The following is a 24,439-nucleotide window of genomic DNA, read 5'->3' on the forward strand; positions in this document are numbered from 1 at the left end:
GGGGCGAACGGGCATACGATGGCAAGCGTGGACATGATAGCGGAAACGACTCGCGAAGCAGCGAGTGATGAAACAGCGAGGGCAGAGGCCACGCCGCCGCTCCGCATACTGGTGTGCCTGAGTGCTTCGGCAGCGGAACCGGACGCCGATCACGGAAGGCAGACCGTTGCGGGGCTGATGGAAGATGTGGCCGCGCGGCTGCGATCGGACAGGCCAAACTCGCAATTGATGGTGGCTTTTCCAACCTATGACGCCGAGGGTACAGAGGCGCCGGAGACCCATGGATACAAGACGGTAGCCTACGCCGCCGCGGGGGAATCCAGCACGATCTGGATGCATAGCGCGGAAGATTTTCGCCGTGCCGCAACCCTGATGAAACAGAACGATTGCACCTGCTGCGTTCTGCTGGGCGCAGAGGCGCAATCGATTGTGCCGGACACCATCTCCGCCATGATTCACATGGTGATCGAGTCGGGATGCGATCTGGCGGTGCCGCGCTATCTCGTCGATCCCGATGAAGGCATCTTCAACTCCGCGATGCTCTACCCGCTCTCTCGCTCGCTCTTTGGCTCCGAGGTACGGACACCGCTGGCACTGGATATTGCGATGTCCTCGCGCATGGTCGAACGGATGGCCGCCGCAACCGTGCGTATCCCCGTGGGATCGCAAGCGAGTTCCATCCTGTGGCCTGTGGCGGAAGCCGCCGTAGCGGGCTATAGCATGGGCGAGGTCATCGCCGGACGCCGCGAAGAACCTGTTTCTCCCGATATGGATTTGAAAGCCGCGCTCGCACTGGTGGCAGGATCGCTCTTCTCCGATATCGAAACGAAGGCTGCGTACTGGCAGCGGAATCGGCCAGCGCCGTTGCAGATGTGCGCTGGAGAGGATGTGCGCAACCCAGGCGATACTCTTGCAGAGTTTTCGATGGATGCGCATGATGCGGATCCGCTGGTCGACAGCTTTCGCCTGGCCTACGGCAACCTGCACGAGATCTGGTCGCTGGTGCTTCCTCCCAATTCGCTTTTAGGTCTCAAGAAGCTATCGATCATGCCGATGGAGAACTTCCGTATGGCAGACGCGCTCTGGGTGCGGATTGTGTATGACTTTGCCCTGGCGCACCGTTTGCGCACGCTCAATCGCGGCCATCTGCTGGGCGCGCTAACACCGCTCTACCTGGCCTGGGTGGCTTCGTATATCTTGCAGTGCAGAAACGCCGAAGACGCGAAGCGTTGCATGGATGCCCTGGCAGCCGCATTTGAAGCGGACAAACCGTACCTGGTCTCCCGATGGCGATGGCCGGACCGCTTCAATCCATAGCGATTGCAACGTCTCCGATAGTTTTCTACCAACGAGTTTTGCAGTGAGAGGAAGCGACGATGTTTTCACAGATACGGATTGCTCTAACAGGATCTCTTGAGCGCGTGCTGACGAAGCTGGCCACGTTTCTGCCAGGCGTGATGGCGCTTCTGCTGGCCGTCATTTTGCTGACGCTGGTGGGTGCAGGGCTGGCATGGATTGTGAAGCGGCTGTTGACCCGCCTGCGGTTTGACGAGCGCGTTGGTCGCGAGAACTCGGCGGGCGTCTCCGACTGGTCGCCGGGACACAGTCCGACACTGCTGGCGACGCGCGTTGTCTTCTGGGCATGCGTCACGCTGGGCGTTGCCGTGGGTATCTCGGCCTTCGACGCAGCGTATGACGGTAAAGCGGACATTTCTGCGTTTCTGCTGCCGTACATCGCGCACTCCATCGGTTCGATCGTGCTTCTGCTTGCGGGCACCGTGGTGGCGCGGTTCCTGGCGCGCAGCGTTCTGATCGGCGCGGTGAATGCCAAGCTGCAATACGCACGCGGTCTTTCCGTCGGCGTGAAGTGGCTGGTGCTGGTGTTTACGGGAGCGATGGTGCTGAACAATCTGCGGATCGGCGGCATGGTCGTCGACCTCGCCTTCGGCATTCTCTTCGGCGGCATTGTGCTCACGATGGCACTTGCCGTCGGTCTGGGATCGCGAGACATTGTGGCGCGTTCGCTGGACCGCACCGTCTCCGATCTGACGCCGGGAAGCGCGGAGCGCACGGTGGCCGCACGCAATCCCGAAGAGAAGCCGCGCGTGTTGCGTCACTTCTAGCCGTTAGAATGAGCAAATGCAACAGCAGGAGATCTACGAACAACTTACGCCGCTCTTCCGCGATCTATTTGACGACGAGACGCTTGTGCTGCGGCCTGACCTGGCCGCGGCCGATGTGCCGGAGTGGGATTCGTTCAACCACATCAATCTGATTGTGGCCGTGGAGCAGAAGTTCGGCATCAAGTTTCAGACGGCGGAACTGGAGTCGATGTTGAATGTCGCCCACCTTGTCTCGCTGATCGAAAAGAAGTTGGTTGCCGCCGGACGCTGACCCGTACTTGAACCCATGCGGGTTTTGCTATGCCTTCTCTACACTCAAAATAGCCAGAGCTTCTTCCACCGTATGGGCGACGAGCAGGGTTTCGCGCGAACGTTGCTTGAGGACGCCCTGCGCGACGCAGTAATCGAGGAACGTGAGCAGACTGTCGTAGAAGCCGGAGAGGTTCAGCAGGCAGATCGGCTTTTCATGCAGACGCAGACTCTGCCACGCGAGGACCTCGAAGAGCTCCTCCAGCGTACCGTAGCCTCCGGGAAGAATGAGGAACGCATCGGAGAGCTCGCCCATCAGGGCCTTGCGCGTATGCATCGGTCCACAACGTGCAGTTCCGTGCAGCCATTGTGCGCCACTTCGAGATCGACGAGCACATGCGGTATGACGCCGCGCACTCTGCCGCCACCGGCGAGCACCGCATCGGCGACGGTGCCCATCAGGCCAACCTTGCTGCCGCCATAGACGAGTTCAATCTCGCGAGATGCCAGGACAGAGCCAAGCTCAAAAGCGGCCTGCGTCCACAACGGATCGTGACCGCTTGCCGAAGCGCAGAAGACACAGAGAGCGCGAAGGGAAGACATACATTCAGTATGCAAGAGAAAAGGCTCTGCATTCGCCGGGGGTCACAAAAGCGAATGCAGAGCGGTGAGTGGCAAGTGCGATGAAACAGGCCTAGCTGATGGTGCAGATAGCGCCGTTCAGAGACTCGCCTACCTGGAAGATGGTTTCGCCGTCCTTGTGCTTGCCCTGTTCGCCCACGGAGATTACGGCGGTGCCTGCAGGCGTGCTGAGCTTCGTGCTCTCGTTCGGCTGCAGGACGATGGTCTGCTCCCCAACGTGGACTGTGCGTGTTTCGGTCGATCCGTTCTTCAGGGTGATCTTCACCATCTTCTGATGGGCAACCTTGTCGCTTGAGACGAGAAGAAGCGGAGCAGCGTTGCTGACGATGGGCATAGAGACGAGGGCGACAAGAGCGAGGCGAGCTGCGATGTGACGAATCATGATGTTCTCCAAGTGTTGTTGTTGCGACGGAGTCACACTTGCCTAAGTTCAGGTGGGCTTCGTCACGCAAACACAGTTACGGTAGAGACTCCTGAGCGGTTCCATTTATTTCAAAAAGATTTGTGAATTATTTTTCACGATTTTTTGTGGTCTTTTTTGCTAACCAAAGAGACGTTTCGCTGTCGCGTTGGTACAGCGGTAAACTAGAGAAGAAACGAGGGGCGTGGGACGTGCAACATCTTCTGGACCAAATGAATCCGCAGCAGCGCGAAGGCGTGTTACAGGTCGATGGACCTGTACTTCTTCTTGCCGGCGCAGGCTCGGGAAAGACACGCGTCATTACGCACCGCATTGCTTACCTTATTCAGGAGCGCGGCGTCGCGGCGGACTCCATCCTCGCAGTGACCTTTACGAATAAGGCAGCGAAGGAGATGGGCGAGCGGGTGGATAAGCTCATCGGCCATACCTCGCTGGCGAAGCCGTTGATTGCGACGTTTCATTCTCTGTGTGTGCGGATTCTGCGCCGCGATATCGAAGCCATGCGTGTCAACGGCATCGGCCTGACGAAGAGTTTCGCGATCTATGACGAGAACGATCAGCAGGCCGTTGTGAAGCAGGCGCTGAAGCGCCTCGGCATCGACGACAAGCAGTTGAAGCCGCGCGTGGCGCTGGGCCGCATCAGCTGGGCAAAGAATCACATGATCGATCCGCAGGAGTATTTTCTTGCGTCGGCGAACCCGCTGGAAGAGAAGATCGCGCACATCTTCGAGAGCTACAAGAAAGAGCTCTTCAAGAACAACGCGCTGGACTTCGACGATCTTCTGTTGGAAGCCGTGCGTTTGCTGAAGTCTTCCAGCGAAGTGCGTGAGCGCTACAACCGTCGCTATCAATATCTTTTGATCGATGAGTACCAGGATACGAACCGTCCGCAGTATGAGCTGATGAAGCTGCTCGCGGGCACTCGCGGCAACGTGTGCGTTGTGGGTGATGAAGACCAGAGCATCTACAGTTGGCGCGGCGCGGATATCAAAAACATTCTTGAGTTCGAAAAAGATTTTCCTGAGACGAAGGTGATTCGTCTCGAACAGAACTATCGCTCCACGCAGAACATTCTGGAAGCCGCCGGTGCGGTGGTGAAGAACAACGTGCAGCGCAAGGGTAAGGAGCTGTTCACGACACGCGAAGGCGGGTCGATGATCGGTTACTACGAAGCCCCTGACGGCGAGAACGAAGCGCTCTTTATCGCAGATCGTATTCAGACATACCTGCGCGAGGCTGGACAAAAAGAAGATGCGCCGCGATGCGCTGTGCTCTATCGAACCAACTCGCAGTCGCGACTCGTGGAAGAAGCCCTGCGTCGTTATCAGATCCAGTACCACATGGTCGGCGGCTTCTCGTTCTATGAACGCGCCGAGGTCAAGGACCTTCTCAGCTATCTGAAGCTCGTGCAGAATCCGCGCGATTCGATTGCGTTGGGACGCGTTGTAAACTCACCCGCACGCGGCATCGGCAAGACCACGATGGAGACGCTGGAGCGCATGGCGTTGTCCACCGGTCTGAGTACGTGGGACGCGATCGAACGCGCGATCCAGGAACAACTGTTGCCTGCACGTGCGCTCACAGCTCTTGCTGGGTTTCGACGTTTGATTCTCGATGCGCGCGCGATGCTGGGAAGCGAGTTTGCCGAGACACTGGCCGCGGATGCAGCGGGCGAAGAAGCTGTGGACGAAAGCGTTGAGTTCGTCGGACAAGAAGAAAACGCTTCTACCGAAGACGAGAACGTCGATACATCCTTCGACACGAGTTTTAATTTTGGATTTGATTTTGGACCGAGCGAAGAGATCTCCACGATTGCAGCGGAAAACTCCGTTGGCTCCGATTCCGATGTCGACACCAGCTTCGATGCGGCGGCCTTCAACCCCTTCGCGGCTTCGACGCAGAAGCACGAGACGCGCGTCTCCGAGATCAAGGCAGACGTCGTCGCCAAGGTCGAAACCTCCACGCGCGTGGACGGTTTCCGCGCGCCGGGCGATCCTGCGACGCTGCCGGAGCTCATCAAGTTTCTCAACGACCGTTCGGGATACATCAAGACGCTTGAGACTGAGGGAACGCCCGAGGCCTTCAGCAGAATTGAAAATCTGAAGGAACTCGCCAACGCCGCGCAGGATGCGCAGGAGCGCGGCGAGACGCTTGCGACCTTCCTCGATCACGCCGCTCTGGTGAGTGATGTAGACCAGTACAACGCCGACGCCCGCGTGACGATGATGACGCTGCATGCGGCCAAGGGTCTGGAGTTCCCGCTGGTCTTTCTCTGCGGCATGGAAGAGGGGCTCTTTCCCCACTCACGGACCTTGCAGGACCCGTCAGGGCTCGAAGAAGAGCGTCGGCTCTGCTACGTGGGCATGACGCGGGCGATGGACACCCTCATCCTGACGCGGGCGCGCTACCGCCGCCGATACGGCTCCGACATGCCGGAGGCGAGCATCGCTTCGCGCTTCCTGGAAGAAGTCCCCTCGCGCCTGGTCGAAGACCTCGGCAGTCCTTCGGATACCCGCAGCGCGTGGAACTCCGGTCGCGAATACGGCTACGGCGGCGGCAACAAAAAGTGGGGTTCGCGCCGTGGCAACGACGATGGGTACGGCAGCGAAAAGCACTATAACTACGAGGACGAGGACCAGAGCGCCATAGGGCCAAGCTCTTCCAGCGCTGCAAAACCGAAGTCAGGCCTGCAGTTCGGAATTAAAGCAAATACGGGCGCGGAAGGCTCCATCGACAACATTGCCAGCTTCTTCGGCGCGCGTGGACAGAAGATTGACCGCCCCAAACTGGAGGTTCCTGACCAGAAGAGCGCAACCGGAATTCGCAACGGCTCCCGCGTCCGACACCCCAAATACGGGGAAGGAACGGTGTTTCGGCGTGAAGGGGATGGGGACGATGCCAAGATTACAGTACAATTTGCACAGCACGGCGTGAAGAAGCTGGTGGAGAAGTTCGCCCAGTTGGAGCGCCTGTAAAAGTTTCGAAATCGACGAGAGAGAAGAGTTTCCTACCAACATGGCAAACACCAAGAGCATCACCGATACCGACGAGCGCAAGAAGGTAAAGCGCGCCGCACGCAAGGCCGCACCGGCCAAGGCAGCACGCACCACTCCCCGCGGCTCCAACAAGAAGAAGCCCAAGGCCATGACCCGCGGAACCTCCAAGCGCTAGGACTGGCCGTCCAGGCAGACGCGCTTCGCGCCAGACTACAGAGGGCAACCGGCATCGGTTGCCCTCTGTCTTTGTGCGTTTGTCGATAAGATGAATGCACCACCCACATTCTGCCGGAGGGCCGGACGCTGCCTAGACAGATCTTTGCCACGAAGTCGATCGACAAACTGATCTCGGATTCCGAGAATCCTGAGAAGGCGTTGCGGAAGACGCTCGGCCCGGTTTCGCTGACCGCGCTGGGCATCGGTGCGGTCATCGGCTCTGGCATCTTCACCGTCATCGGCACGGCCATCGGCGGGAACCCGTCGCGCATTGCGGACTGGAAGGGCTCTCCGATCCTCGATCTGATCCTGCACCACGGCGCTGTGGCAGGGCGACCGGGGGCGGGCCCTGCGCTGGCCTTGTCGCTGGTGCTGGTGGCCATCGTCTGCGGTCTGACGGGGCTCTGTTATGCGGAACTCGCCAGCATGATCCCCATCGCGGGCTCGGCCTACACCTACACCTATGCCACGCTGGGCGAGCTGATCGCCTGGATTATCGGCTGGGACCTGATCCTGGAGTACGCCTTTTCCAATATGAGCGTCTCCGTGGGATTCGCGGCACACATTGTGGACCTGCTCGACTGGCTCGGTATACGGCTCGATCCGAAGTGGCTTTCGCCCGCATTCCTTCCCCTCGGCCTGCAGGATCTGGCTGGAAAAGACATCTTCGGCTCCGGCTGGCACTTTGGCTTCGATATTCCCGCGTTCGTCGTCGTGCTTCTGCTTACGGTGGTGCTGGTGCGCGGTATCCGCGAATCCGCGCGGACGAACAATATCATGGTACTGGTGAAGATCGCGGCCATCCTGCTCTTCATCGGCTTCGGCACAAGCTTCATTCACGGATCGAACTACCACCCATTTTCGCCGAACGGCTTCTCCGGTGTGCTGGCGGGCGGTTCGATCATCTTCTTCACCTACATCGGCTTCGACTCGGTCTCCACGGCGAGTGAGGAGTGCAAGAATCCTCGCCGAGACGTGCCCATCGGCATCATCGCCACGCTGATCGTCTGCACCATCCTCTACGTGGGCGTAGCGGCCGTTCTGACGGGCATGGTGCCTTGGCAGAGCATCGCGGGCGATGGCGCACCGGTGGTGAACGCGTTGAAGCGCGTCAGCCTTCTGCCCGGAGCGCACCGCCTGCACTGGGTACGACTTTTCGTTCTGCTGGGCGCGCTGGTGGGCATGGTCTCGTCCATCCTGGTCTTCCAACTGGGCCAGGCGCGCGTCTGGTATGCCATGAGCCGTGACCGGCTGCTTCCGGATGTCTTCTCCAGCGTGCATCCGAAGTTCCGGACACCGGCGTTTGCTACCTGGGTTGCGGGGTTTCTGGTGGCGATTCCCTCGGGGCTCTTCGACGTGGGCACCTTTGCCGAGATGTCGAACATCGGAACGCTCTTCGCCTTCGTTCTGGTTTCGATTGGCGTGCTCGTGCTGAGACGGAAAGACGCTGGCAGGCATCGTGGTTTCCGTGTGCCTTTTGGCCCGGTGATTCCCGTACTGAGCACCTTCTTCTGCGTCCTCCTGATGGCCGGTCTGCCCGCGATTACGTGGGTGCGTTTCTTCGTCTGGCTGATCATCGGGCTTTGCGTTTATTACTTCTACAGCCGCAAACGGAGCGAGTTCTACCAGGCCAAATGAGCAGCCCCTTCCTCACCGCCGAGTGGCGCAGGCTGATCATGGCGAACTATGTCCTCGCGCCGGAGCTATTGGCGGACTACCTTCCAGCCGGGACGGAGCTGGATCTCTTCCACGGGCAGTGCTTCGTCAGCCTGATCGGGTTTTACTTTCAGAACGTGCGTTTGAAGGGCTTTCGCATTCCCTTCCATGCAAACTTTGAAGAGGTCAATCTGCGTTTTTATGTGCGCAGAATCCTTCCGACTGGCGAAGCGCGGCGGGGTGTGGTCTTCATCCGCGAGTTGGTTCCGCTCCACGCCATCAGCATCGTCGCCAATACCCTCTATGGCGAGCGGTACGCCGTGGCTCCGATGAAGCTCCTCTGGAGCGAGAACGATGGAGCGCTGCAGACCGGATATCGCTGGAAGAGCCACGGGCACTGGCACAGCATGGAAGCCACATCCGAGAGGGGCCTCGTCTCAATCGAACCGGGCTCTGTGCAGGAGTTCATCACGGAGCACTACTGGGGCTACGCAAAGAAGCGCGGCGGGCGCACGATGGAGTACGCCGTGCAGCATCCGCGCTGGCAGCAGTATGTTCTGCGGTCTTTTTCGACGGATGCGGATTTTGGAGCGCTCTACGGAGAGCGGTTCGCTCCGCTAACCGGTCGTGAACCGGACAACGTGATTCTGGCCGAAGGATCGGCGATTGCGATCCTCCATGGCCAGACGCTGGGCTAGTTACTTCGCAGGCACCATGACGGCGCTCTGATCGGCTTTCGTAATGCCTCAGTGTTATTTTTTCTAAAAAATAACGCAAGCAGGATAAATTTGCATCCTTATTTCAGTTCGAATATAAAGCGGTCATGACGACAAAAAAGGTAAGTGCCCGGACCGGTTCTCGCTATTGGTTGACCTATGATCTGGGCATTCGGGGAGATTATGAGTCTCTTTACGAATGGCTTGATCAGCAACACGCAGTCGAATGTGGAGACAGTGTGGCCACTTTCGTTTCAAGAAAATCTGCAGATGAGATTAAAAAAGAACTCGCCGCGATCTTAGGTACAGAGAAAAGGTCGCGCGTCTATCTCATTAGCGGACGTGCCCACAAGGGACAGTTCTTGATCGGTGGCCGCAAATCTGCGCCATGGGCGGGTTTTGCACTAGCGTCTCAGGCCTCGGGAAGCGATGAATGAGCTATATCTGTGCGGATGCCTGCTTTGTAATCGCATTGTCAGATCCCCGAGACGGTTACCATGACCGTGCTTTACAAATCTACGAAGAATATTTGGAAAATAGTGCCAATGTCTTATTTCTTCCATGGCCAGCTATTTACGAAGCCGTATCTACGAGAGCAGCAAGGAACCCCACCTATCTTGCCCGTCTTCGAGCAAATTGGAACACACTTCAGTCTCTAGGCAGGCTGGAATTATTAGACGACTCCCCCTATCGAGACCAGGCTCTGGACGATAGTTTTATCAATCCTTCTCCGTCTAGAAGAAAACCTGTACATCTCAGCGCGGCAGATCGCGTCATCCGCAGTATGATCGCGGATGGAAGTTTGCGCCTGGACGCTCTGATTTCATTCAACTACAGCGACTTTGCAGATGTATGCGCCGTTCGCAAGTGTGTTGTCATTGATTAGCGCCTTACCCTACTTCGCAGGCACCATGACGGCGCTCTGATCGACCTTGGGGATGCCGAAGTGGCCGCTGAGGTGAAGCAGGTCCAGAGGACGCAGGGTGCAGTCCACGGCAATATAGTTCATGTTGCGTCCACCACGGTTCAGAACGATCACGTTGCGGATATTCGCGCCTTCAAAGTGAATCCAGAGATCGGTAGCCTGTCCGGGATGCCCGTTGGCGTTTACCAGATGCTTCCAGCCCGCACCGTGGAAGCCTTCGGCGACGGAGGCGAAGGCGCCGGGATCGTAGTTGGCCTGCTCGCGGAAGTTGTAGTTATGCACCGTGATGCTGTTCAGGCCAGCCACGACGCGGCGCGTCTCGGCATCAGCGCCGTTGAAGAAGCCGTCTGCCGCCTGCAGCATGGTGCGGTCGAAGGTGAAGGAGCTCTGCGTTGCGGGTTGCTGCACCAGGGCGTCGAAGCCGAAGTGCTGCATCTCTCCCGGTGGCTGGGCAAGAAGTGTCCCAGCCAAAAGAAGAGGAGCCAGGCCAAGCGCGGATCGGCGCAGGAGAGAACCAAACATATTTGGAGACAGGGATATCGACATGGGCGGAAGCCCTCCCTCTATGTAGACGCAGGTTTTCGGAAAATGACGCGCTTGAAAAAAGCAGCACGGGGGAGGCGGAAATCGGCGTGGCTTACCGCCTTGTCCTAAGGAAGATACAAAAGTGTTACATCCGCTCCGCCACGAACGGATGGCAGACACAGGGTGTGCTGCGCTATCATTCTGCGTATGAAGTTCGGTAAGCGTACGCAAGAGATTGCACGAAAGTTCGAAGCGATGGCCCACGAGATGGAATCCTCGGAGCCAGCGGAGCACGACGCCGCACATCATGTGATGGCGATCGTCGGCTGGGCTACGGCTGCCGTGGGTGCGGTTGCCCTGGGGCTGTTTGTAGGCCGCGAACTGCGGTATCGCTACAAGTTCAAGCGCCGTACGCCGTACGACTTCTACTCGCATTCCGGCGACAAGATGCAGGACGTGGAGTACAGCGTCGGGGTCTAGACCCTCCGCCCGGCCTTGGCTGTGGAGCGCGTGTCTGCGCTAACATCAATGCCGATGACTGAAATTTCCAGCACGATCGCAACCGAAGAAACTCCCCGCAAAATCGCCTTCCTCTTCCCCGGACAGGGCTCCCAGACCGTTGGCATGGGCCACGATCTTGCCGACCGCTTTCCTGTCGCGAAAGACACCTTTGCCGAAGCCGATGAAGCCCTCGGCTTCTCCCTCTCCGACCTCTGCTTCAACGGCCCGGAAGAGCAGCTGAAACAGACAGAGCATACCCAGCCAGCGATCCTGACGGTTTCCGTCGCCGTGGCACGCGTTCTGGCAGAGCACGGCATCTCCGCCGCCATGACGGCGGGCCACTCGCTCGGCGAGTACTCAGCCTATGTGGCTGCGGGGACGATCTCTTTTGCGGATGCCGTACGGACGGTGCGCTCCCGTGGACAGTTCATGCAGCAGGCCGTCCCGGCGGGCCAGGGCACCATGGCGGCGATCCTGGGGCTGTCTGTGGAACGTATATCCGACATGTGCGCGCAGGCCTCCTCAGAGACCAGCGCGGTCGTAGCTCCCGCGAACCTGAACTCCCCCGATCAGACGGTGATCTCCGGCGCGACCGCTGCGGTGGAGCGTGCGGCGGAGCTTTGTAAAGAATCAGGAGCCAAACGGGCGGTCATGCTTCCTGTTTCGGCTCCCTTTCACTGCCAGCTGATGGCGCCTGCGGCGCATCAGCTGACCACGACGCTCGAAGCCGTCTCTCTTGTAGACCCGGCATTTCCCGTCGCCAGCAACGTAGATGCACGCCTGATCACGCGCCAGGGCGATGTGCGGGACACGCTGATCCGCCAGGTCACCGGCGCGGTCCGCTGGGTCGAGTGCATCGAGCTTCTGAAGACCTCCGGAGCGACGCACTTTATCGAAGCCGGTCCGGGCAAGGTGCTCTGCGGCCTGATGCGGCAGATCGACCGCACACAAACCTGCCTGAACGTGGAAGACAGCGCCAGCCTGGAGAAGACGCTGGCCGCGCTCTCCGCATGAGCGAACCGCTACACGACGTGCTTTTAGACGTACGCGACCTGACGGTGCGCTTTCGCACGGAAAAAGGCGCGCACACCGCCGTGGACGGCATCAGCTTTCAGATCGCGGCGGGGGAGGTTCTTGGTCTGGTCGGCGAATCGGGTTCGGGAAAGTCGGCGACCTCCCTGGCGATCCTTCGCCTGCTCGCGCCCAACGCCGAAATCGGCGGCAGCATCCGCTTTGCGGCGGGAGACCTTCTCCAACTTCCCGAATCCGCGATGCGCTCCCGGCGCGGACGCGAGATCGCGATGATCTTCCAGGAACCGATGACCGCGCTCAATCCCGTGATGGCCGTGGGCGAACAGATCGCCGAAGCCGTCCGGGCGCACCATCGCAGCCTGAAGCGCGACGAGATAAAGCAGCAGGTGCTCCGCGCGATGCACGACGTGGCCCTTCCCGACCCGGAGCGGCGCTATGGCGAGTATCCCCACCAGTTTTCCGGTGGGCAGCGGCAGAGAATCCTGATCGCCATGGCCATCGTGAACAAACCGAAACTCCTCATCGCCGACGAACCGACGACCGCCCTGGACGTGACCGTGCAGGCGCAGATTCTGGCCCTTCTCGCCGATTTACGCCGTTCGCATGGCCTGGCTATGTTATTTATCTCGCACGACTTAGCGGTCACAGCACAGACTGCGAACCGTGTGGCCGTGATGCAGCGAGGCGCGATTGTGGAGATGGCCTCGACGCGGGAGATCTTTCACAATCCCCAACACGCCTATACCCGCAGCCTTCTGGCGGCAGCTCCAACCATGCGGACGGACCGCACTCTGCCGCTCGCGACCGTCTAAAGTTTGTGATTTCGGGACGCTTTCCGTAAAGTGAGTGGTTGCGGCATTTGGCTGCAACGACCTTATGCGCGCCCTTATCCTCTCCGACATTCACGGGAACCTGGAAGCTTTGGAAGCAACGCTCGCCGCTGCGGACCGGACAGGCCCCTTTGACGCAGTCTGGAACCTCGGCGACGTAGTCGGCTACGGCGGCAGCCCGAATGAGGTCGTCGACATCATCCAGGAGCGGGCGACGGTCCATGTTCGTGGAAACCATGATCGCGTCTGCTGCGGACTCTCTTCGGCGCTTGGTTTCAACCCAGTGGCGCGACAAGCCGCAGCCTGGACCCACACCGTTCTGACGGAAGAAAACATCAAATGGCTGGCGGAGATGCCCCAGGGACCGGTTCCCTGTGATCCGTTCTCCTCAGTGATCTCGCACGGATCGCCTACGAACGAAGACCTTTATATCCTGAACATACGCGATGCATGGGCTCCCCTGCAGCAGATGCAGCGGCGCACGACCTTCTTCGGACACACCCACGTGCAGGGCGGTTTCAGCTGGATGGAAGAGAGCTGGACAGAGTTTCGGCCGCGCTACGAAGCCAACAGCCATCCCGCCGAATGGCAGATGACGCTGGAAAAAGATCGCCATTACCTCATCAACCCCGGCTCCGTAGGCCAGCCCCGCGACGGCGACTGGCGCGCCGCCTTTGCGATCCTGGAAGAAGAGGCGGCCACGGTGACCTTTCACCGCGTGCCCTACGACTTGGCCCGCGCTCAGGGACGCATCCTGATGGCCGACCTGCCGGAGCGGCTCGCCCTGCGCCTGCGCGAAGGCCGCTAGGTCTTTTTGTAGCGCAACAAAAGGACCTGCTTTTGTGCCCCATTCTTTCGCAGCTTGATCGGCGAAAGGGTGGGGTAAGTTCGCCACGGATCCCCCCTTTGTCATTCCGTAGCGAAGCGAAGGAATCTGCTGGGCTCCGCTTTCCTCACAAATCAGTTTGTGCGCTCCGCGCGACCCCACCCTTCGCGATGAAGCCGCGAAGAATGGGGCACAAGAACGAAGCCTGTTTTTTTTGCTTTAGAAAAATCGCCCCAGCGTGAAGATAAACTTCCTGTGCCCGTCATCCCCAATCGATGGACCCAGCGTAAGGACACCCAGAGGCGTCTCCGCCGCCAGCCCTAAATAGCCATCCTGCCGGGTGACCGTATTGAAGTTCGGCGCGCGCATCTGCCCCGCCTCATACATCGCGAGTACATAGATGGACTGCCCCAACGGCGCCGGAAGCGAAGCGATCCGGTGCAGATATGCGGGACGTATCAAGAAATAATCCGTCCCCCGATACTCATCCATAGCTGAAGCGGAGAGACGAGAGGGCCCGCCGAGCGTGTAGCGGAAGGGATCGGAGACGTTGCGGCCGAAGAGGCTTCCGGCCTCAAGCCCCATCGAGAAGAGATGCCCCTTGCCCGCAGTGAAGGCGTAGCTTCCGGCGAAATCCACCTTGGGCGCGTTGCGACTGTTCACCGTGCTGTACAGATATCCGGCGGAGGCCTGCGCGCGAAGGCCGTGCGTGGCAATGAGTGCGCGGTCCTGGTCGTCGATGCGATAGCGAACGCCCGCCCACTGCGATGTCCCGGAAAAGTCCGCCTGACCGTCGGTGCCTGTGTCGGTCTTCCAGCGCTGGAAACGCTCCTGCCAGCCCACGCGCAACTCGCTGGAACGCTTGAAGGTGAAGCCACCGTCGACGCCGCCACCCGCGGATTGCGAGAGCCTCTGCGCCACGCGGTCCTGATCGGAGTAGATATAAACCGGCATCCGGTTGAAGTCGAAGTGCGGAGCGACGAAGAAGCCTGCGGTCGTGATCCGGCGGTAGTACTCCGTGCCCACCGTGGTTTGGAATCCGGCGCTCACACGCGCGCGAAACTCGGAGCCGAAGCCGCCAAAGTCCTGATAGAGAAATGCCGTATCCAGCGTGGCGCGTGCGGGCACACCGGACTGCGCGGCGAGATCTGCTCCGAGTAGAAGGAATGGAGGTCCGGCTGATTTGTCCTTCACGTCGACATTGAGCTGGGCCTCTTGGGCAGTTTGCGCTGAGCCTGAAGGCTTGACCACCACGGCGTAGTCCGCGTCGTAGCGGCCGTCGCTGCGGATGTCGTCCATCTTGTCTTCGACCTTCTTGAGGTCCAGCGGCTGATGGGTAATGGGAACCAGAGATTTTTCTACCGCGCGACGCAGGGCGGGGCTGGGTGCGGTCACGGTAGCACCGGCGAGCAGACGCGGAGCGGGACGCAGGAGGCTGTGGCGATGTGCGAGGTAGGCGGCCCATTCTGCGTCATCCAGACGATAGCGAAGCAGAGCGGAGCGCTGCTTCTCCGCCGAGGCGTATCCCGCCGCGACGAGTTCTTTCGTCTTTGTGTAGCTGCCCGTATCCATCCCCGTGGTCTCGGGCTGGAGGACGAGATCCGCAAGCGTGCGCGAGCGAAGTTCGTTTCCCCAGGAGGCAACACTGAAGCTGCGTTGTAGGACTCCCAAAATCGAGTTGCCCTGCCCCTTTTCCATCGGTGCGAGTGGGAGAGAGACGCCAATGACAACATCGGGGTGCAGCTCCGAACGCAACGTTCCCGTCGGCAGGTTCTCCAGGATCGCGCCGTCCACATAGAGGTGCTCCCCCTGTTCCGCCGGGCTGTAGATGCCGGGTAGAGAGATGGACGCGCGCACAGAATCGACCAGGCTTCCGTCCCGAAATATAGCTTCCTTCCCCTCCGCAATGTCTGTCGCGACGCAGCGAAACGGAATAGGAAGGTTGCTGAACGGCAGATCGGAGCCATAGGCCAGGAAGTTTTGAGAGAGAAAAGAGTTAAGCCCGGAGTCGATCAAAACGCCGCTGCGCAGGGAGACGCCATGGCGCAGACCGACGTTCAAGGCATTGGGAGCCCAGCGACGGTCCTCGCGACGCCGATAGCTGAGGGCACGGAAGTCGGGATTCAGGCGGAAGACCTGCGTGATCGCCTGGTCGTTCATCAGGTGCTCGATCTCGTCCGGCGTCTTCCCCGTGGCATAAAAAGCGCCGATCATCGATCCCATACTGGTTCCGGCGATGGCGTCTACGGGGATGTGGTTCTCCTCGAACCAGCGAAGTACACCGATCTCCGAGAGAGCAAGAGCACCTCCGCCTCCAAGGGCAAGACCAATGCTGGGACGATGAGTTGGTTCACCTTGTTCTGCGTTGTTTGCCTGGGCCATCACAGTAGCCGCACAGAGCAGCAGGGTGGAGAAACGACGCAATTTCAACTTTTAAAGCCTTTCCTGCAGGCCGACGCGAGCCCTTGCTCTCTTACGAAATTCGAGGGTTGGCCAATCCGTGCAGAGTGCCGCATACTGTCTCCGTGAGCGCTACTGTATCTGCAGCATCGGGAAGACGTCGACCCCACTTAAGTTGGATGGAAGCACTGCTCCGGCGGATGCGAACTCTTCATCCAGTGACTCAATCGCCAACAGCGATTACGGGCGAACGAGGTGAAGAGGCCGCCTACTTCTTTCTTCGGCGCAGCGGATTTACCGTGGTGGCGCGGCGTTGGCGCACCGGCAGGCTTCGCGGCGATCTCGACCTGATCGCGTGGGAGGGCGACGTACTTTGTTTCGTGGAAGTGAAGACGCGCAGCCGCCGCGACAGCATCTCCGCCGAGTTTGCCGTGGACCACGACAAGGAACGCATCCTGCGCGGCATGGCGACGGCGTACCTCGGGCATCTCCCGGTCAGCCTGGATCGCACACATCTGCAGACGCGCTTCGATATCGTCTCGGTCTACCTGGACGAGCTTCCCCTGGGTATTGAGCTGTTGCGTGATGCGTTCGTGTGAGTTACTTTTTCAGGCTGCGGTGTCTACTATCATGGAAGCTCCTGAGGCAAATGAACCATGACCCTGTTGAATGCTCCTACCTATAACGCGGACCGCGAAAACCTGAAACGCAACCTGCTGATCGGCGCGGGCGCGCTTGTGGCCCTGATCGTCGTCATCGCCTTCGCAGGAATCCTTACGGGCCATGGCTGGTTCTTTTCGAACCTTCCGGCGGAGCACCGCGTCCATCACTTCCTCACGGACATCGAGAACAAGGACTTCAAGGCCGCCTATGCGATCTATGTGAACGATCCCGCATGGGAGCAGAACACGGCCAAGTACACCGCCTATCCGCTCAGCCGCTTTACCGAAGACTGGACCACCTACTCCGATGTGGGCGCGATCAAGAGCCACCACGTCGACAAGTCCGTCACCGACGGCACAGGCCCGTTTGGTACAGGCATCATCGTGGGCGTGACCGCGAACGGAAGTAAGCGGATGTTTATCTGGTACGAGCGCAAGGACGGTACACTGACCTACCCTCCGCCGCATGTCTTCAGCTATTGAGCCTGGCCGACGGGTGCAAAGATGCCCGGATGCGCCGTTACAATAGAGACTGCACGCCACCATTGGCTGTGCGGGCCTATAGCTCAATTGGTTAGAGCAGCGGACTCATAATCCGTTGGTTCCAGGTTCAAGTCCTGGTGGGCCCACCAGATTCTTTCCCTCATACAAGAGAAGAGGCGCAGCCATATTGGCTGCGCCTCTTCTCTTGCTGATACTTACTGCACGGTGATGGTGATCGTCTCCGTATGCGAGAGCGTTCCGCTCGTCGCCGTCACGGCGTAGGTGAACGTGCCTGCGGGCGTTCCCGCCGGGTTGAGGTTTGAAGAATCGCTGCAACCCGTTGCGGCGGACATCGCGGCCAGACCGATCAGCAGCATGCCAAGAACGCTCGCCAGCCGCATTTTGCGTAGACGGCCCGCCATCAGCAGGACAATTCCGCTCAGCATGCCACCGAGCAGTGTTTCCGTGGGCAGACCGGAAGCACGTGATGGCAGCGTACGCGGGTTCGCTGTGAGCGTCACCGTCTGCGTGCTGGTAGCGCCTGCAGCCAGAGTGAAGGTTGCTGGAACGTTGCACGTGAGGCCGGGTGCGAAGACGCTGTTGACAGCGGTGCAACTGAGGGCAATCGTCCCGGAGAACGAGTTGAGCGAAGTGAACGTCAGCCCAACCGTAGTAGCCGTGCCTGCCGTTACGCTTGCAGACGTCGGATTCTTCCCTGCGGAGTCTGTCACCGTAAAGTCCGCCACGCCAACGCCTATGAGCGTTGCGGCTATCCTCCCTCCCGAAAACACTACCGTGAGCAGACCGGTACGCGTGCCGGGGAGCGTCGGTTGGAAGGTCACGGCGATGTTGCAGGTCGAGCCGACGGCAAGCGAGGTTCCGCAGTTATTCGTCACGCCAAAGTCACCCGTAGCCGTCGCGCTGATGAAGCCTAGCGGTGCTTCGCCGGTGTTCGTCAGGACAAATCCCTGCGTACTGGTAGAGCCGATCGCTACGCTTCCAAAGGACGGAGGCGTTGTAGTTGTGAGCCCTGCTCCCATATTCGGAGGCGGCAGGGTGAAATAACCAACGGCAACGTCGTGATCCGAAGTGCGTGCGGGTGTGGCGGCATCGTTGTAAGCCGTCGTGGGGAAATCGGCGTTCAAGTGGGCGTAGGCCATATGTGCGCCTGCGGCCACGAGGTCCGGCGTCACTACGAGGTGGTCGAGGATCTGCGCATTGCCGTATTCCACGTAAGACCAGCGCTGATCGGCTGGCAGCAGAAGCGCGAGGTCCGTAAGCGGCGTCACCAGACCGGCGACGCCCGGCTGCACTACCTGGTTTGCGGGCAAAACGTTCGTGTTCGTGTACGTCGCAAGGGTATCTGTGTAACCGTCGGAGAACTCGAAGGCATTGAAGTCTCCACCGGAGATCACATGCGTCCCGGCGGGAAGCGACTGGATGTACTTGGCGATATCTTCCGCCTGCAGCTCCTTCTTCTGCCGCGTGGAGGTCGAGGTGGTGCTGTTCTCGCCCGTCAATGCTTTCATGTGATTCACGATCACGGTCACCGGGTAGTCCTTGATGCCGTCGCCACGCTTGACGCCCGCGTTCAGGACCAGCCAGGGGCGATCGTTCAGCGTGATCGGCTGCGTTCCGCCGGTGTAGGTGAAGGTATGTCCCTGACCGAACTGCGTGACCGCCAGCTTGTCCACGGTCGTCGTCTTCACCAGGAAGCCGACAGAGATGCCCGTTCCATCCTGCGTGTACGTGGTGGAGTTGTCCGTGCTGTACGCCGCATAGAGGCCGGGCGTGCCTGCGTCCGTATTGATCTGGTTGGCGATGTCGTTCGCTACGCTCTGGTTCTCCACCTCTTCCAGTGTCACAACGTCGGGCAGATTCAGGACGTTACGAACGGCGAGCGAAAGCTTCTGCAAACGGCGAGCATACGCCGCCGTGGTCACATCGACCGCTTCCGAGATAAAGGTCTGTCCGGTTGAGACAATCGGCGTATTCGAGCTTCCGTTGTATCCGTTCACGCCAGCGGGCACGTAGTAAAGATTGTCCGGGGTCGCCTGCGCCGGGTTATAGAAGCGTTCGATATTGAACGAGGCGACCGTGAACTGAGTGGCCGCAGCCGTTGGTACAGGCTGCACGGTCATGCCCGGCACCACGGTCGTCTTGTCGTAGCTCACGTCCAGCAGAAGGCGCGAGGGATCGTAGAACGAATCGTTGGAGTAGGTCATATCGAGCACGCCCGTGACATTGGGCAGCACGGCGCCGGTAGAAAGCTCAATCGATCCCGCCGTTCCGCGGAAGAAGGTGGAGTCCACCAGCATGCGCTCCGGATTGTCATCGAAAACCGCAGGAGTCTTCGACGCGTCCACCACCAGATCGCGGAGGTCGATGCCGGGTTCGCGGAAGGGGCGCGGGGTTCCCGTGATCACGGCATAGAACTGCCCGTTGGAGGTATACGTTTCGGAGGATTCATTCAGACTGGCCGAATCTGTGCCAGAGGTCGTGGTCAACGACGGAATGGAGACGCGCATGCCTTCGTAGGGTGTCAGCTGATAGAGACCGCCGGTCGGCGTCAGCATGGCAGGCGTCAGGACCACCGGTGCGGGCAACGGGGAGACGCCCGTGTTCGTGATCGTGGCAAAGGTCAGGTTGAGCTCCGTCGCCGGTGTATGGCTCACGGTCTGGGCTGGATAGGTAGTGATCTTTCCGGTCACAGTGACGGTGTTCCCAATGGCCAGCCCACTCGGGATCGCATTGGGTGAGTAGACATAGATTCCATCCGGCGTCGCGGGATTGCCATCGCCCGTCGGGTCCTGGAGAAAGAAGCCGCTGGTTCCAATGCCTGTCACGATGCCGCTCGTCTGCACCGCTACACCAGCGGTGGGAGCGGTGGAGACGCTGGAGTACACCGACACGGGGCTGGGCCCGGTCGAAGACTTCGCTCCCTGAATGTCATAGATGCGTACCGCGACACCGGGCTGTGCGACCGTCAGCGCAATCGTGCCCGAAGCGGTGGCCGCGGTGTTGTCCACGACCGTCACGGGAATACTCAGGGTCGCGGCGGGGCTGGTGATCGTCGTCTTGAACGAATACGTCTTGTCGCCGGCGGTGGCATCGCCGTTGGTCCCGTCGTCAAAGAGCGGCTGCGTTGCGGATCCTCCCACGCTGGAAAGATCGGCGGTCACCGTGGCGCTCGTCGTCGCGGTGCCATAGGTCACCGTCGCGGTGAGCGTCACGCTCTGAGTGGAGACAAACGAAGCGGAGTTGCCTGTGATGCCGAGCGTTGTTACGCCCGTGTAACTAGAGTTTCTTGGATTCGGCGTACCCACGGCGAAATCTGCAAAATTGCTCGTCGTGGCTATGGCAGGGCTTTTACGAATGAGTGCGTTTGTCGCGCCGATCGTCGGTGCGGCCGCCGTCACATAGCAGGCAGCCGACTGATTTCCGTATCCGACAAAATCCACTACCGTCGCCGGATTCGGACAGGATGCGGATCCCGCGAGCGTAAAACCAGTAAGGGAAGTTCCCGTATTGCCACCTGTAGCCGAAAGCGCCGTCACCGTACCGGCGTTGTAAGTTAGCGCCACTTTGCCGTTCGAAGCGCTCAAGTCCGTAGTAAAGCCGTTCGAACCAATCGAAACGATCTGGTCGGGCACCGGATCCTTGGCAGGGTTATACGCGAATGTTCCGCTGGCCGGTGCAAACAGAATGAGATAGTACTTACCCGAAGGAATTGAAGCGGAGGGTGTAAGAGCAAACGCATTCCAGTTTGCGGTCGAGCCGCTACCGTACTGAATTCCATATCCGCTCAAGGAAATTGGGCTCAAAGTGGGGTTATATAACTCGACGTAATCGTGCTGATAAGGTGTCCCCGTCGTATTTGAGGTACTGCCACCACCATAAATTTGGGTAATCACCGGTTGCGTCACCAATTGCGTCTGCGCAGAGGCGAGCGAAGCAAAGGAAAGCAAAAGGATGGCCAGGCAGCGAGCGAAGTTTTTCAAAGCGTGTGCACCTTTAGGGGAATGGCAGAGCAGGGTTGGAGCGCGTAGGGTCAGACCAACTTCGCGGCGCAGAATCTCAAAGCTGGTTTTAGGAGTCCCTTTCTACTCGCCCCGCAATCGTGACTCAAGTAAAAATTTCATGACTACGGTGGGAAACTCCTCGAAACTCCGCGTAAGCCTTTTACTTTCAGCGCGAAACAAGTTACCGACGATGTTCTGAAAACACCTTTTCGTACCAAGAAGACAAGTTTCCGTTCGAAGCGCATCACAGTGGCATGGGCCGCATTCAACTCCCGAACTTAGAGGTTTCCCAAGGTATGAAGGTATGAAAAGCCCGAACCGCACATTTGGCCAACTCCTCTCCGCAGTCGGTCTTCTTCTTTTGGCTCCGGCTTGCATTGGACAGGCCGCCGCTCCCGCTGGCGTGGAGGCGATGCGCCTGCAGGCCTTCGCCATGCTCTCGTACGTGCGGCCTGACTTCGGCGGCGCTTTGAAAAACGCGGGAGGAACCGTGGGCGCGGATCTCAACATCGGCTCCTTTGGGCGTTTTGAACCCTCCGTGGAAGTGCGCGCCGTTGGTTCAGGCGGACGTGTGAGCAATCAATATGCGTACTCGGGCGGGCCCCGGATCGAAGCGCGTTACGGCCCCTTCCGGCCTTACGTCGATCTCCTGCTGGGCTACGGGATCATCAAGTTCGACAAGCCTGCATCGCCAAAATATACGCAGGACAACTCGACCGTTACGACCTTTGGTGGTGGCGTGGATTACGCGATGGGTCGAAGCTGGGCGCTGCGCGCGGACATCCAGCGACAGTCCTGGCAGTACGACAAAGCCGTGCCTGCGTTCCATCCAATTCAGATCAGCGGCGGCCTGCGGTATCGCTTTCACTTCCGGAACAAGCACGGCGGTCCGGAATAACCCGAGCCTCGTGTACACTTGAGCTAAGGAAATACCCCAGCGTGGCCTACTTTTGGGTAGCGCAAAATCCTTAACAGTCGGGACGTGGCTCAGCCTGGTAGAGCGCACCCTTGGGGTGGGTGAGGTCGCTAGTTCGAATCTAGTCGTCCCGACCATTCACTTTCAGCACACCTCCTTCTTAGGAGAACGATTGGCCCTTTGCAACCTTGCAGAGGGCCAATTTCATTGCTCCGCACCCTGCCTCGCGTGTCCGTCACGCGCCGATGCGATGCGTCTTCGCTGGAGTGTAGACTTTCGACGATCCACTACAGCGCCCTCACGCCGCGCTGAACTTCCGTTCCATCCAACAGGTCTATCCCCTTCAAGAGGCTGCTTGCATGACACTTTGCACGAAAATTTCAGGAAAAAAACTCCGGATCTTGCATAAAGGACTACTTTCTCTCGCCTGCGCCGTTTCTCTTCCGCTTTTTGCGCAGCAACCCATGAAGACGCTTCTCGTCGGCGTCGATCACCGGGCGGTGACTTCCCTCAATGGCGACTGGCACTATCTCGTCGACCAGCCGCCTGCCAAGGGCCTTTACACCAGCGATGGCAGGGTGCGGGAGAACGGATACGCGCTGAACACCCATCCCAACATCAGCAGCGGACCGCACAACGAAGAGTACGACTTCTCCACAGCGCCGACGCTGAAGGTCCCCGGCGACTGGAACACCCAGGAACCGACCCTCTTCCGCTTCGAAGGTGTCGTCTGGTATCAGCGCAACTTCGATTTCCAGCCCAAGCCGAACACGCGCACCTTTCTGCATGTTGGCGCGGCGAACTACAAGTCCTTCGTCTGGGTGAATCAGAAACATATCTGCGATCACGAAGGCGGCTTCACGCCGTACGACTGCGACCTCACCACCGCGCTCAAGCCCGGCAATAACTTCGTCGTCATCGCCGTCGATTCGACGCGTCAGGTGGACGGCATCCCGTCGGTCAGCATCGACTGGTTCAACTACGGCGGACTCACGCGCGACGTCTCCCTGGTCACGGTGCCGACCCACTTTATCGACGACTACGACGTCCATCTCAAGCACGACGCTACCTTCTCTCCGTCGGCGAACGTGCTCAGCGGCTATGTCCACGTAGAAGGAGCTGCAGTCGGGACGCCGGTGGCGCTCCATATCCCTGAAGCAGGGGTCGACACCACGGTGGAGACCGATGCCGAGGGTCGCGCTGCTTTTGAGGTCAAAGCCAAAAGCCTGAGCCTCTGGTCGCCTGAGACGCCAAAGCTCTATAAAGTGCAGATCTCCTCAGGCCAGGACGCCATCACAGACGACATAGGCTTCCGCGATATTCGTGTCGATGGCACGCGCATTCTTCTGAACGGGAAGGCCATCTTTCTGCAGGGCGCGAACATGCACGCAGAAGCGCCCTATCGAGGAGGCAGCGTTCACTCGGACGAAGACGTGAAGAACATCTTCGGCTTCCTTAAAGACATGAACGCAAACTTCGTTCGCCTCTGCCACTATCCCCACGATGAACGCATGGAGCGCATGGCCGATCGCAACGGCGTGATGATCTGGTCGGAGATTCCGCTCTGGCAGCGCATCTCCTATGACAAGCCTGAGGTTTACGCAAAGGCCACCTTCATGCTGAACGAGATGATCCGCCGCGATCGCAATAAGGCTTCGGTCATTCTCTGGTCGGTTTCCAATGAGACACCAAACAATCCCACACGCACGAAGTTCCTGACCAACCTCGCCAACGAGGCGCGCAGGCTCGATCCGACGCGTCCGATCACCTCGGCGCTGATCGGACCGAAGGTGGATCAGGATGCCGTCCTGCAGAACGATCCTTTGGCGGATGCGCTCGATGTCGTAGGCCAAAACCAGTACATCGGCTGGTATGAAGGTCGTCCGGAAGACGCGGACAAGAAGACCTGGACCCTGCCGCAGAAGCCGATTCTCATGTCAGAGTTTGGAGCGGAAGCCACGCAGGGAAACCACGGCGGACCGAACCAGCGCTGGACAGAAGAACAGCAACTCAACGTCTTCCAGCATCAGTTCGTCATGATGCGGAAGATCCCCCAGGTGCGCGGTCTGATTCCATGGGTCCTGATGGATTTCCGTTCGCCCACACGCAATATCCCCAAGCTACAGGAGGGCTACAACCGCAAGGGTCTGCTCTCCGAAGATGGAAAGAAGAAGCTGGCCTTCGATCTTTTTCAGAAGACGTACAAAGAGCACACCGTCGGCAAAGCAGAGTAAGAAGAAGGCACACCAACAAAAGGGAGCAGCCCGCGGGCTGCTCCCTTTTTTGCGTTGCGGTTGA

The 24,439-nt window shown here is 59.3% G+C and carries 23 protein-coding genes and 2 tRNA genes; 19 read left to right on the plus strand and 6 right to left on the minus strand.

Annotated elements, in window-relative coordinates; genetic code table 11:
- Nucleotides 1-33 precede the first annotated feature (33 nt).
- From ACIPR4_RS17375 to ACIPR4_RS17385, 3 genes are read left to right on the plus strand one after another with little or no spacing between them, the layout of a single operon-like run.
- Nucleotides 34-1,317 carry a hypothetical protein gene (locus ACIPR4_RS17375; RefSeq protein ID WP_425358323.1) on the plus strand — a complete coding sequence of 428 codons (1,284 nt, stop codon included), beginning with the start codon at nt 34-36 and terminating at the stop codon, nt 1,315-1,317.
- A 59-nt stretch (nt 1,318-1,376) separates the two neighbouring features.
- Nucleotides 1,377-2,123 carry a hypothetical protein gene (locus ACIPR4_RS17380; RefSeq protein WP_013569975.1) on the plus strand — a complete coding sequence of 249 codons (747 nt, stop codon included), beginning with the start codon at nt 1,377-1,379 and terminating at the stop codon, nt 2,121-2,123.
- 16 nt (nt 2,124-2,139) lie between these two features.
- Nucleotides 2,140-2,394: an acyl carrier protein gene (locus ACIPR4_RS17385; RefSeq protein ID WP_013569976.1), complete on the plus strand. Its 255-nt coding sequence runs from the start codon at nt 2,140-2,142 to the stop codon at nt 2,392-2,394.
- 27 nt (nt 2,395-2,421) lie between these two features.
- Here ACIPR4_RS17385 and ACIPR4_RS23210 read toward each other — a convergent pair whose 3' ends face one another.
- The 3 genes from ACIPR4_RS23210 to ACIPR4_RS17395 form a co-directional block, all read right to left on the minus strand.
- Entirely contained in the window at nt 2,422-2,709 is a 288-nt protein-coding gene (locus ACIPR4_RS23210; protein WP_245536373.1) for an LOG family protein, read from the minus strand.
- Nucleotides 2,688-2,975, minus strand: coding sequence for an LOG family protein (locus tag ACIPR4_RS23215; protein ID WP_245536374.1), 288 nt, complete (start codon nt 2,973-2,975; stop codon nt 2,688-2,690). The genes ACIPR4_RS23210 and ACIPR4_RS23215 overlap by 22 nt, the downstream gene beginning before the upstream one ends.
- Nucleotides 2,976-3,066: 91 nt before the next feature.
- Nucleotides 3,067-3,396, minus strand: a complete 330-nt coding sequence (locus tag ACIPR4_RS17395; protein ID WP_013569977.1) for a hypothetical protein — start codon at nt 3,394-3,396, stop codon at nt 3,067-3,069.
- A gap of 251 nt (nt 3,397-3,647) precedes the next feature.
- On the opposite strand from ACIPR4_RS17395, the gene ACIPR4_RS17400 reads away from it, so the two are divergent.
- From ACIPR4_RS17400 to ACIPR4_RS22600, 6 genes are all read left to right on the plus strand, one after another.
- Nucleotides 3,648-6,410 (plus strand): ATP-dependent helicase, encoded by a 2,763-nt coding sequence (locus ACIPR4_RS17400; protein ID WP_041586169.1) that lies wholly within the window; start codon nt 3,648-3,650, stop codon nt 6,408-6,410.
- A 40-nt stretch (nt 6,411-6,450) separates the two neighbouring features.
- On the plus strand, nt 6,451-6,606 hold the full coding sequence (locus ACIPR4_RS22835; RefSeq protein ID WP_013569979.1) for a hypothetical protein: 156 nt from the start codon (nt 6,451-6,453) through the stop codon (nt 6,604-6,606).
- 107 nt (nt 6,607-6,713) lie between these two features.
- The gene (locus ACIPR4_RS17405; protein WP_013569980.1) at nt 6,714-8,285 is read left to right on the plus strand and encodes an amino acid permease; all 1,572 of its coding nucleotides are present in this window, start codon (nt 6,714-6,716) and stop codon (nt 8,283-8,285) included.
- Complete coding sequence (locus tag ACIPR4_RS17410) at nt 8,282-9,001, plus strand: YqjF family protein (RefSeq protein WP_013569981.1); 720 nt, start codon at nt 8,282-8,284, stop codon at nt 8,999-9,001. The genes ACIPR4_RS17405 and ACIPR4_RS17410 overlap by 4 nt, the downstream gene beginning before the upstream one ends.
- 125 nt (nt 9,002-9,126) lie before the next feature.
- Nucleotides 9,127-9,456: a hypothetical protein gene (locus ACIPR4_RS17415; RefSeq protein WP_013569982.1), complete on the plus strand. Its 330-nt coding sequence runs from the start codon at nt 9,127-9,129 to the stop codon at nt 9,454-9,456.
- Nucleotides 9,453-9,905 (plus strand): hypothetical protein, encoded by a 453-nt coding sequence (locus ACIPR4_RS22600; RefSeq protein ID WP_013569983.1) that lies wholly within the window; start codon nt 9,453-9,455, stop codon nt 9,903-9,905. Before ACIPR4_RS17415 ends, ACIPR4_RS22600 begins: the two co-directional genes overlap by 4 nt.
- 9 nt (nt 9,906-9,914) lie before the next feature.
- Here ACIPR4_RS22600 and ACIPR4_RS17420 read toward each other — a convergent pair whose 3' ends face one another.
- Nucleotides 9,915-10,490, minus strand: a complete 576-nt coding sequence (locus ACIPR4_RS17420; protein ID WP_013569984.1) for a DUF4252 domain-containing protein — start codon at nt 10,488-10,490, stop codon at nt 9,915-9,917.
- A 186-nt stretch (nt 10,491-10,676) separates the two neighbouring features.
- On the opposite strand from ACIPR4_RS17420, the gene ACIPR4_RS17430 reads away from it, so the two are divergent.
- The 4 genes from ACIPR4_RS17430 to ACIPR4_RS17445 all read left to right on the plus strand — a co-directional run bounded on the left by ACIPR4_RS17430 (nt 10,677) and on the right by ACIPR4_RS17445 (nt 13,640).
- Complete coding sequence (locus ACIPR4_RS17430) at nt 10,677-10,949, plus strand: hypothetical protein (protein ID WP_013569985.1); 273 nt, start codon at nt 10,677-10,679, stop codon at nt 10,947-10,949.
- A gap of 48 nt (nt 10,950-10,997) precedes the next feature.
- Complete coding sequence (gene fabD, locus ACIPR4_RS17435) at nt 10,998-11,984, plus strand: ACP S-malonyltransferase (protein WP_013569986.1); 987 nt, start codon at nt 10,998-11,000, stop codon at nt 11,982-11,984.
- Complete coding sequence (locus ACIPR4_RS17440; RefSeq protein WP_013569987.1) at nt 11,981-12,814, plus strand: ABC transporter ATP-binding protein; 834 nt, start codon at nt 11,981-11,983, stop codon at nt 12,812-12,814. Before fabD ends, ACIPR4_RS17440 begins: the two co-directional genes overlap by 4 nt.
- A gap of 64 nt (nt 12,815-12,878) precedes the next feature.
- Complete coding sequence (locus ACIPR4_RS17445) at nt 12,879-13,640, plus strand: metallophosphoesterase family protein (protein ID WP_013569988.1); 762 nt, start codon at nt 12,879-12,881, stop codon at nt 13,638-13,640.
- Nucleotides 13,641-13,877: 237 nt separating this feature from the next.
- Here ACIPR4_RS17445 and ACIPR4_RS17450 read toward each other — a convergent pair whose 3' ends face one another.
- The gene (locus ACIPR4_RS17450) at nt 13,878-16,088 is read right to left on the minus strand and encodes a patatin-like phospholipase family protein (RefSeq protein WP_144312469.1); all 2,211 of its coding nucleotides are present in this window, start codon (nt 16,086-16,088) and stop codon (nt 13,878-13,880) included.
- Nucleotides 16,089-16,258: 170 nt separating this feature from the next.
- Here ACIPR4_RS17450 and ACIPR4_RS17455 point away from each other — a divergent pair, with 170 nt between their 5' ends.
- The 3 genes from ACIPR4_RS17455 to ACIPR4_RS17465 all read left to right on the plus strand — a co-directional run bounded on the left by ACIPR4_RS17455 (nt 16,259) and on the right by ACIPR4_RS17465 (nt 17,352).
- Nucleotides 16,259-16,657 (plus strand): YraN family protein, encoded by a 399-nt coding sequence (locus ACIPR4_RS17455; protein WP_013569990.1) that lies wholly within the window; start codon nt 16,259-16,261, stop codon nt 16,655-16,657.
- A gap of 57 nt (nt 16,658-16,714) precedes the next feature.
- Nucleotides 16,715-17,203 carry a hypothetical protein gene (locus ACIPR4_RS17460; protein ID WP_013569991.1) on the plus strand — a complete coding sequence of 163 codons (489 nt, stop codon included), beginning with the start codon at nt 16,715-16,717 and terminating at the stop codon, nt 17,201-17,203.
- Between the two features lie 72 nt (nt 17,204-17,275).
- Nucleotides 17,276-17,352, plus strand: a tRNA-Ile gene (locus ACIPR4_RS17465).
- 66 nt (nt 17,353-17,418) lie between these two features.
- Here the strand turns inward: ACIPR4_RS17465 and ACIPR4_RS17470 are convergent.
- Nucleotides 17,419-21,204, minus strand: coding sequence for a choice-of-anchor D domain-containing protein (locus tag ACIPR4_RS17470; protein WP_013569992.1), 3,786 nt, complete (start codon nt 21,202-21,204; stop codon nt 17,419-17,421).
- A 325-nt stretch (nt 21,205-21,529) separates the two neighbouring features.
- Between ACIPR4_RS17470 and ACIPR4_RS17475 the strand changes: the two genes are divergently transcribed.
- From ACIPR4_RS17475 to ACIPR4_RS17485, 3 genes are all read left to right on the plus strand, one after another.
- A complete protein-coding gene (locus tag ACIPR4_RS17475) occupies nt 21,530-22,123 on the plus strand; it encodes an outer membrane protein (protein ID WP_013569993.1) in 594 nt (197 codons plus the stop codon).
- A 78-nt stretch (nt 22,124-22,201) separates the two neighbouring features.
- A tRNA-Pro gene (locus ACIPR4_RS17480) sits at nt 22,202-22,278 on the plus strand.
- Between the two features lie 327 nt (nt 22,279-22,605).
- Nucleotides 22,606-24,375 (plus strand): glycoside hydrolase family 2 protein, encoded by a 1,770-nt coding sequence (locus ACIPR4_RS17485; protein ID WP_245536376.1) that lies wholly within the window; start codon nt 22,606-22,608, stop codon nt 24,373-24,375.
- Nucleotides 24,376-24,439: the final 64 nt, after the last annotated feature.

The sequence above is a fragment of the Terriglobus saanensis SP1PR4 genome, assembly GCF_000179915.2.
GTDB classification, from domain to species: Bacteria; Acidobacteriota; Terriglobia; order Terriglobales; family Acidobacteriaceae; genus Terriglobus; species Terriglobus saanensis.

What these genes read in the sequence shown, in the direction of transcription:
- ACIPR4_RS22835 (WP_013569979.1), top strand. Translation starts at nt 6,451, where the DNA reads ATGGCAAACACCAAGAGCATCACCGATACCGACGAGCGCAAGAAGGTA.
- ACIPR4_RS17430 (WP_013569985.1), top strand. Translation starts at nt 10,677, where the DNA reads ATGAAGTTCGGTAAGCGTACGCAAGAGATTGCACGAAAGTTCGAAGCG.
- ACIPR4_RS17440 (WP_013569987.1), top strand. Translation starts at nt 11,981, where the DNA reads ATGAGCGAACCGCTACACGACGTGCTTTTAGACGTACGCGACCTGACG.
- ACIPR4_RS17395 (WP_013569977.1), bottom strand. Translation starts at nt 3,396, where the DNA reads ATGATTCGTCACATCGCAGCTCGCCTCGCTCTTGTCGCCCTCGTCTCT.
- ACIPR4_RS17460 (WP_013569991.1), top strand. Translation starts at nt 16,715, where the DNA reads ATGACCCTGTTGAATGCTCCTACCTATAACGCGGACCGCGAAAACCTG.
- ACIPR4_RS17455 (WP_013569990.1), top strand. Translation starts at nt 16,259, where the DNA reads ATGCGAACTCTTCATCCAGTGACTCAATCGCCAACAGCGATTACGGGC.
- ACIPR4_RS23215 (WP_245536374.1), bottom strand. Translation starts at nt 2,975, where the DNA reads ATGTCTTCCCTTCGCGCTCTCTGTGTCTTCTGCGCTTCGGCAAGCGGT.
- ACIPR4_RS17380 (WP_013569975.1), top strand. Translation starts at nt 1,377, where the DNA reads ATGTTTTCACAGATACGGATTGCTCTAACAGGATCTCTTGAGCGCGTG.
- ACIPR4_RS23210 (WP_245536373.1), bottom strand. Translation starts at nt 2,709, where the DNA reads ATGCATACGCGCAAGGCCCTGATGGGCGAGCTCTCCGATGCGTTCCTC.
- ACIPR4_RS17400 (WP_041586169.1), top strand. Translation starts at nt 3,648, where the DNA reads ATGAATCCGCAGCAGCGCGAAGGCGTGTTACAGGTCGATGGACCTGTA.
- ACIPR4_RS17385 (WP_013569976.1), top strand. Translation starts at nt 2,140, where the DNA reads ATGCAACAGCAGGAGATCTACGAACAACTTACGCCGCTCTTCCGCGAT.
- ACIPR4_RS17415 (WP_013569982.1), top strand. Translation starts at nt 9,127, where the DNA reads ATGACGACAAAAAAGGTAAGTGCCCGGACCGGTTCTCGCTATTGGTTG.
- ACIPR4_RS17445 (WP_013569988.1), top strand. Translation starts at nt 12,879, where the DNA reads ATGCGCGCCCTTATCCTCTCCGACATTCACGGGAACCTGGAAGCTTTG.
- ACIPR4_RS17485 (WP_245536376.1), top strand. Translation starts at nt 22,606, where the DNA reads ATGAAGACGCTTCTCGTCGGCGTCGATCACCGGGCGGTGACTTCCCTC.
- ACIPR4_RS22600 (WP_013569983.1), top strand. Translation starts at nt 9,453, where the DNA reads ATGAGCTATATCTGTGCGGATGCCTGCTTTGTAATCGCATTGTCAGAT.
- ACIPR4_RS17375 (WP_425358323.1), top strand. Translation starts at nt 34, where the DNA reads ATGATAGCGGAAACGACTCGCGAAGCAGCGAGTGATGAAACAGCGAGG.
- ACIPR4_RS17475 (WP_013569993.1), top strand. Translation starts at nt 21,530, where the DNA reads ATGAAAAGCCCGAACCGCACATTTGGCCAACTCCTCTCCGCAGTCGGT.
- fabD (WP_013569986.1), top strand. Translation starts at nt 10,998, where the DNA reads ATGCCGATGACTGAAATTTCCAGCACGATCGCAACCGAAGAAACTCCC.
- ACIPR4_RS17410 (WP_013569981.1), top strand. Translation starts at nt 8,282, where the DNA reads ATGAGCAGCCCCTTCCTCACCGCCGAGTGGCGCAGGCTGATCATGGCG.
- ACIPR4_RS17420 (WP_013569984.1), bottom strand. Translation starts at nt 10,490, where the DNA reads ATGTCGATATCCCTGTCTCCAAATATGTTTGGTTCTCTCCTGCGCCGA.